6 protein-coding genes are annotated in these 7,000 nt (G+C 47.5%); 2 read left to right on the forward strand and 4 right to left on the reverse strand.

Features of this window, described 5'->3' with window-relative positions; all coding sequences use genetic code 11:
* Positions 1–225 (forward strand): hypothetical protein (locus RIM23_RS14610; protein WP_446367955.1); only part of this gene is annotated, 225 nt, incomplete at its 5' end.
* A gap of 384 nt (positions 226–609) precedes the next feature.
* Here the strand turns inward: RIM23_RS14610 and hpsJ-A are convergent.
* The 4 genes from hpsJ-A to RIM23_RS14630 form a co-directional block, all read right to left on the reverse strand.
* On the reverse strand, positions 610–1,356 hold the full coding sequence (gene hpsJ-A / locus RIM23_RS14615; protein ID WP_446367956.1) for an HpsJ-like protein, cyanoexosortase A-associated: 747 nt from the start codon (positions 1,354–1,356) through the stop codon (positions 610–612).
* Between the two features lie 166 nt (positions 1,357–1,522).
* Positions 1,523–1,714 (reverse strand): hypothetical protein, encoded by a 192-nt coding sequence (locus tag RIM23_RS14620; protein WP_446367957.1) that lies wholly within the window; start codon positions 1,712–1,714, stop codon positions 1,523–1,525.
* Positions 1,714–2,604, reverse strand: a complete 891-nt coding sequence (crtA, locus tag RIM23_RS14625) for a cyanoexosortase A (protein WP_446367958.1) — start codon at positions 2,602–2,604, stop codon at positions 1,714–1,716. The genes RIM23_RS14620 and crtA overlap by 1 nt, the downstream gene beginning before the upstream one ends.
* Positions 2,605–2,638: 34 nt before the next feature.
* The gene (locus tag RIM23_RS14630) at positions 2,639–6,064 is read right to left on the reverse strand and encodes a DUF4347 domain-containing protein (protein ID WP_446367959.1); all 3,426 of its coding nucleotides are present in this window, start codon (positions 6,062–6,064) and stop codon (positions 2,639–2,641) included.
* A 283-nt stretch (positions 6,065–6,347) separates the two neighbouring features.
* On the opposite strand from RIM23_RS14630, the gene RIM23_RS14635 reads away from it, so the two are divergent.
* The gene (locus RIM23_RS14635) at positions 6,348–6,857 is read left to right on the forward strand and encodes a DUF4149 domain-containing protein (RefSeq protein ID WP_446367960.1); all 510 of its coding nucleotides are present in this window, start codon (positions 6,348–6,350) and stop codon (positions 6,855–6,857) included.
* Positions 6,858–7,000 lie beyond the last annotated feature (143 nt).

Genomic DNA, 7,000 nt, shown 5'->3' on the forward strand with positions numbered 1-7,000 from the left:
GGCATCGTGTTATCTCCTAACACCCTGTCGATTCAGGGCTGGGCGTTTCAAACCTTTGCGGTTTGGGTTCCGCCGAGTCCCGGCGTACCTGATAAGTTGACTTCGACTTTGCCGCCGCAAGCCAACTGCATTGTATCATACTATCCTGGGGTGTTTATCCGGATAAAAGCCTTCCTAGAAGGACGGGGCTTCAGACCCTTTATTTCCGGTGAGCAAAATCTTTGAATCCCTTGCCATGTCTGGCTTGAGCTTTATTGAATTCGCTCTATGGTTAAAGATAAACTAAATTATGATACTTGTCTGTAAAGCTTCGATGAAGATATCCGGAAAATTAACCCTTAATGTTTAAACTTTTGATGAAGATACCGGAGATTTCTGTAGAAATCCGGTAAAAATGGCTACATTATTCCGACTGAACACCAGATATTATAAGGAATTAAGACTATTTGAGTCTGCTCAAAGAGGCAGAGCCTCCCTAAGCACATTCCCAGGCAGAGCCTGGGAACGAGTCGGATGAGGCGATGAGCTTCCTCACCACGCCACCTTTTTAGGGATGGTCGCTGAATGGAAGTCAGAGTAGGATATATCGTGTCCCGATAACAGCTTCTATCAATCGCTACGTCTCGCCCAACCGGTTAAGCGCCAGATACTGATAAACAACGCTGCAGAAACCAAAGCGCCCATATTCCACTTCACCGAATTCTCTAATAACCGTAAAAACTGAGACTTCTTCTGGGATTGAGCTTGCTCCTGCAGTTGAGTTTCCCCTTGTTCCAAAAATGTCGAAAGCTGCTGCTTCACCTCAGCTAACTGCTGAGTATTCTGAATCTGTGGTGTGCGCCCTTGACTATCCAATTGACTAATCAGAAGCTGCATTTGTTCTACAGTCGTCGCTTGTCCTATGGCAACTCTAACCTGTTGAATCTGCGCCTGTCGCTGTTCAACCTGCTGAGTAATTTGCTCCGTGTTCCGCGCTTCGAGTCGGATTGTGTTCACAACACCCAAGGGAACCAGTAAAAAGAACAAAATCCCCACTAGCAACGCCAACCAGGACAAAATACTCAGAATCAGAGGTTCAAAGCGGGTGCGTTGATCCCGTTCTCCTAAAAACACCAGCGCCAATCCCAGTAACGGTACAGGTACCCGTTCCACCAATTGCCCAAGCGTCTGAAATTCCCAAGCGGGATTCATAAAAAGGGGAGGTACAAATATCTCTACGACATCGAAGAATGCCAAAATCAATAAACCATAGCCTATCCACCGCGCTACTCCAATGGATTTGGATAGACCGGCGCTAAACTTCCACAGTTGGTCGATAGCTGGAACAAATTTATCTTTTTCTTCTGATTGCGTCATGGTTTTAATTATCGGTCTTATGTCTTATGTCTTATGTCTTATGTCCTTTGGCTAGCCGACTCATGACATAAGACGTTCAATAGATTATCTCTTTTTCCCTACCTCTGGAAACCGATTTTAATTTATGATGGCGACAAATGTAGAGACGTGCCATGGCGCGTCTGTGCTATGGGGCGTCTGTGCCATGGGGCGTCTCTACCGACAGCTGCAATGCCAACGACTCAAGCCTGGGAAGCCTAGCCGCTGACTTTCCTTGCCCTTTCTCAGCTATAGTTGCCAGAATGACTTTGAGCAACACGACGAGAACGGCACCAAAAATCAGCGCTAACACAAAAACCCGCACCTGTTTCCAGGACATTATGCCTCCTCAGTCTCCGGAGAACTTGCATCCTCCATCCGCAGCAGCAACCAGTAAAACACGCCGAAAACCATCACGGAAATCATACCGAAAATTAGAGATCCGTCGCCTTCATGCCAGAATTTAAACGCTTCCATATTTTGGGCATTTGCCAGCACCGCCATCAAAGCCACCCGGAAGCTATTAACCACAAATCCGACAATCAACGCCATGATTGGCACGAAATACTGCTTGCGCCCAGCGATGGGAAACATGATTAGGCAAATCACAGATAGTCCCAGCACATAGGTCATCGCTTCCATGCCGGAACAGCCATGATACACCTTAACACCACCATCAGGCAGATTAATAAAGACTTTATCGTACAGATAGACCTGAAAGCCCATATACCAAAGCATGAACGCCGAAAATTTAGCCGTGATCGGCGAAATATCCGGTATAAATGAGGCAATTGTAGCCGGTCCACCGAGAAAAAACAGGATGGTTATTTCTTGCCAGTATTGTTTTAATCCTTTAAACCCAGAGGCAAGTAACGCGACACCAATGGCAGAAATAAACGGTAGCAGGCGCAGTAAGGGTGCCAGCCTTTGCACATTTTCATTGGTTAGCCTCAACCCACTGATGCTGGCGCTGTACCACAGGACAAAACCAATGACTAGCGCCCCAGCGATGCTAGGGACAACTCCACTTTCCAGGTTTAACTCATGGCGTTTGCCCCACAGTAGGGAACCAACCGCTAGCCAAAACAAGACACTCATGCCGAGTTGGGCTTCATCTCCGGCTTTCCAACTGAGTGTCATGTAAATGGCAACTAAGCCAGCGGCGATGGCAAGTAGCCAGTAGGGGGGGATTTTTAATCGTTGCAGGGGTGTGAGAGAGGTCGCTTTCATGGTGCTTTATGGGTAGAAACGATGAGAGAGAAAATTAGCCAAACTGAATGCCGATCATTACATCATTAAAGTCGATATCACTATCGTTTGTCAGGTCTTCCCAGGCAAATTCATTCGGGGACAGTCGCCAGAAGTTATCTATCCCATTGGGGTTCGCGGCAATTAATGAGAAAAAGGCTAAGGGCGAATTCCCCAGTAAGTTGTCGGGGTTTTCCCGTAAAAACTGTTCGGTTGTGCCGTTTTGGATCAGATACCATCCTAAAATGCGATCGCTCTCCACATTCAGTGTCCTTTGTCCATTCCCCATCTCTCCCGGTGTAAGGATCACCTGGCGATTTAGCTGAGACAGGGCAGCCTTAGCATATCCTGGATCACCAGGGAATAAATTACCGATTTGTCCATTGGGCTGATCAAACAAAAATAAACCCAGTTCATGATTAATCAGGCGATCTTGTGCCATCCAGTTGACAATCAGGGCTCTCATCTCACCCGAATCCCCTGGCACCGTCCAATCCGCGTTACCTACGTTAAAGACAACATCATTAAAATCTTGATCCCCGCCACCCGTGAGATCTTCCCAAGCCAGTTGCACCATCCCATCCCCCAAGTCGGTACGTTGAACATGGTTAAACTGATCAGGATTTGCCGCCGTGACGGAGAAAAAGGCAATGGTTTCCCCATCTAGACGATTGTCCGGATTCTCGGCTAGCCAGTCTGCTCGGGTACTATCCTGAATTAAATAAAACACCCAATAGTCCCCACCCTGGAGGCTCAAATCCACACCCTTACCTACCTTCTCATCCCGAGAAAATAATACCTGGCGTTCGGCACTGGTTAAGGCTTGCTGGGCATATCCTGGATCACCTGGGCGCACGCCATTCACCGTCCCCATGGCATCATCGACTCGTAAAACACCAACTTCATTTTTAAACTGGGCTTCTCGGAATGTCCAGTCGAACTGTAAGCGCACCGCCTCTTTTGGAGTTCCGCCCACTTGAAAAACGCCCTGAGTTGAACCGATTTGTGCCAGATCCACTAAACCAACGGGTAGAGTGGGTGTTGGTGTTGGTGTTGGCGTAGGGTTATCATCAACATCCGCGATCGCAATCTCAAAGCTCTCTTCAAAAGAGAAGCCATCGGCATCGGTACTGCGGACGGTAATCAGATGACTCGTATTAGTCTCAAAGTCTAGTTTAGACCCATCAGCGACTCGTAACTGATTTTGTGCGATCGCAAAGCGTCCTCCGGCATCATCAATTAACGTGTAAGTATGGCTATCGCCCACATCCGGGTCAATCGTCGAAAGCATACCCACAACCGTCCCTTGTGACGTATTTTCGGCAACCGTTTGATTATCTAAACCAATCGCTGTAGGCGGATTACCAACAGGAGTTACTGGACTTTGCCAAACTGAGAAAAAGGCATCCCGATTCCCACCAGAATTACCCTGAAGCGGATTAACCGTAATCATATTCGTACCAGCATTTGTGGACACCATCGCCCGGATATCTCCAAACACCGCCACCCCATTTACCTGAGAACCCGAGGGATTACCTCCCGACCAAAGTCCCACCAGTTCCCTAGCTTGAAAATCCTTACTTACGGCAATTACTGCTCCTTCAAAGCCACTGTAGTCTCCCACAGGAGTCCCATTGATTCGCAACTGGGAACGATTGGGTAAAGAAGCACCCGCTTGACCCCCAATATAAACTCTGCCATTGGCATCTGCCGTAATCGCATTAACCGCAAAGGAATTTCCTTCACCACTGGAAAGGCGGGTGAGGAAAATCTGACCCTTATCCAGAGTTCCTGTCGCCGGATTTATGCGGGCAAAATAGGCAAATTTCCCGCCACCACTGTTTGAGGTGTTCGTGTAGTTGTCGATATTCACATTACCCGCCGTAGTGGTTATATTTTTGGGATCGCGTTGAAAAACACTATTCCCTCCATCCAAGCTACCTGCAAAGTAAAGCTGATTATCCTGTCCAATTGCTACCCGTAACCCGCGAGTATCTGCGCCTAGATTTTCTGTTGTGGCTTCATTGGCAGAAAAATTGTAATTTTCCCAGTTAATCTGACCTGTGTAACTATAGCTGCGGAGTAGGGGAATCTGTAAATTGGTACTCACCTGTCGATATCCGGTGACAAATACCGATGAAGTATTACTGTCAATTGCCACATCTGCAATCTGGGTTCCTGGGACAGTAAAGTTACCGATGGGAGTCCCCTGTGGATTATAAACCGTCACCTGCTTATCTGCGAGGACAGCAACTTGACCCTGCCCCGCTACGGCGACTCGTTGGGCGCTACCTGGATTCGCACTCCAGAGAACTTGGCTGGCGTCGCTGTTAAGGGTTTTGACGCCAAAGTCACCGACAACTGTGATATTGCCATTGTTGCGATTGAGATCCAAGTCATCCACATCAGCACCCACCTGAGTAACTGAGAGTCTCGTTTGTCCCGTCGCATCCAAACGGATGACTGCCCCCTGTCCTGCTGCTAAACTCTGAGTCGGTGTTAGATCAAAATTCCCGCCAATCACAATGGTTCGATCTGGGGCAATTTCTACCGCATTACCACTGTCATCCCCATTTCCCCCCAAAAAACTGGCACTATTGACGGTTAAATTATTATCTACCGCATCCAGTACCGCCTGATACGCCGACTGCGCCCACTTATGCAACGCCACATCGGATTCAATCGTCCCCTGGAATACCTCCAACTCCCAGTTACCGCCCAAAGCAGCATTCCCCGTGCGATCGCTAGAGGCGGCTACATCTGCCCCTGTCAACTGACTCACCTGTTCGATGAACTGCTTTCCTGATGCGGTTGCTGCCAAACTACAGCCATAGAATAAAATATCAGCATCCGGTGTTAACGCCCCTGCCCAAGTTTGCAACTGACTGGCATAAGTATTCAGCGTGTCAAGATTCAATTGTCCTGTGCCTAATTGCAAACCTGCCGACATACCATGGGAAATAATATGAACACTGGATAGTTCTTGACGTTTTGCCAATACCTGGGTAATTTGGCTAACCCCATCTTGATCCGGTGTCAGCATAACCACCTCAGCCCCAGGTACAACCCCAGCCACTAAGGTTTCGGCATCGGCAATCCCTGCGTCCACGAATACTAAAGTACCACCTTCGTTCCCCAGATCCAGCCCAGTGAGGACATCTCGCCCCGTTGATTCTTTTGATTCAGCGTTTAATGTCTCTGGGATTTCTTGCCTAGATAAGCGGCGTTCTCGGAACGGAACTGCCTGTTCAATGTCAATAACCGGAATGTCTGGAAGTGCCTGCCAATCTGGGATATACGCCTCACCGACGGAGTTGCGATCGCGGTTTGGTTTCCCATTGACTTCCCCAATTGGATCGAATGCTAGTCCCTCTGAGTACCCAGATAAAATGTCCGCCTCAGCGGATACTCCCAATTCTGTTCTTGGTTTGATCAGTTCCATCTATACCTAACAACCCTTCATCGCCATTGCCACTCCAATCTAGCCTGACAAATCCGGGAATAAAAGACTGTTGAGAGTATAGAGATGCTTAACAAGCGCGTCTTTCGGGGTGGGTTTCACTATGATCATTTTTGTTCCCTGTTAAGCAGTTCCCTGTTCCCTATATAATGACAACTTTAAAAAACGCAACATTATCGCCAGTGCTTCGTAAGAATATTTTACATTTTTTTGCTCTGATCTTGGTTAAGCTGAAAATAACAGAGGAATTCAAGGGAAAAAAATTATGAATGCTGTTTTTGGGACTAGCGCTAAGCGACCCACCTGGCAAACGATTGCTCTGTTTGTCTTGGGTCTGTGGTTAAGTAGTAGCTTTATTCTAGATTTCGTGATCATGCCCACTTTGGGAACGGCTGGTATGTTAAGCGACGCCAGTTTTGCCAGTGCTGGTTATTCGATTTTCTGGATATTTAATCGTATCGAGTTACTCTGTGCCGCTTTAGTGTTAACTAGCATCTTGGCATTGCGTGGCACATCTAATCTATATCATCATGTCAGACGCTGGTCGATCTTATTATCTGGGCTTCTGTTAGCAATTGCTCTCATTAATACCTACATCATGACGCCCCAGATGAGCGCTCTAGCGATGCAACTGAATCTGTTTGATCCAGCAACGGGTATGGCAAGTGGAATGGTTCAGATGCATGAAGGCTATTGGTTTTTAGAGGCGATTAAGTTAATTGTCGGTGCGACTGTATTGGCTTGGTGTTATCACGATTCGCGAGAAATCGCTTAACAGGTTTTACCGTTCAAGCGATGGGTGAAGGCTCCCACGCTCTTTAGCTGGGAGATGAAACCGAGCGAACCGTCTAGGTAGCGAATAAATTCGCCAGTCAAATAATTCGGATAACGTTCTACTATTGTGGTAATGTAAATACA

It is taken from the genome of Coleofasciculus sp. G3-WIS-01 (assembly GCF_040223135.1).
Classification (GTDB): domain Bacteria; phylum Cyanobacteriota; class Cyanobacteriia; order Cyanobacteriales; family Coleofasciculaceae; genus Coleofasciculus.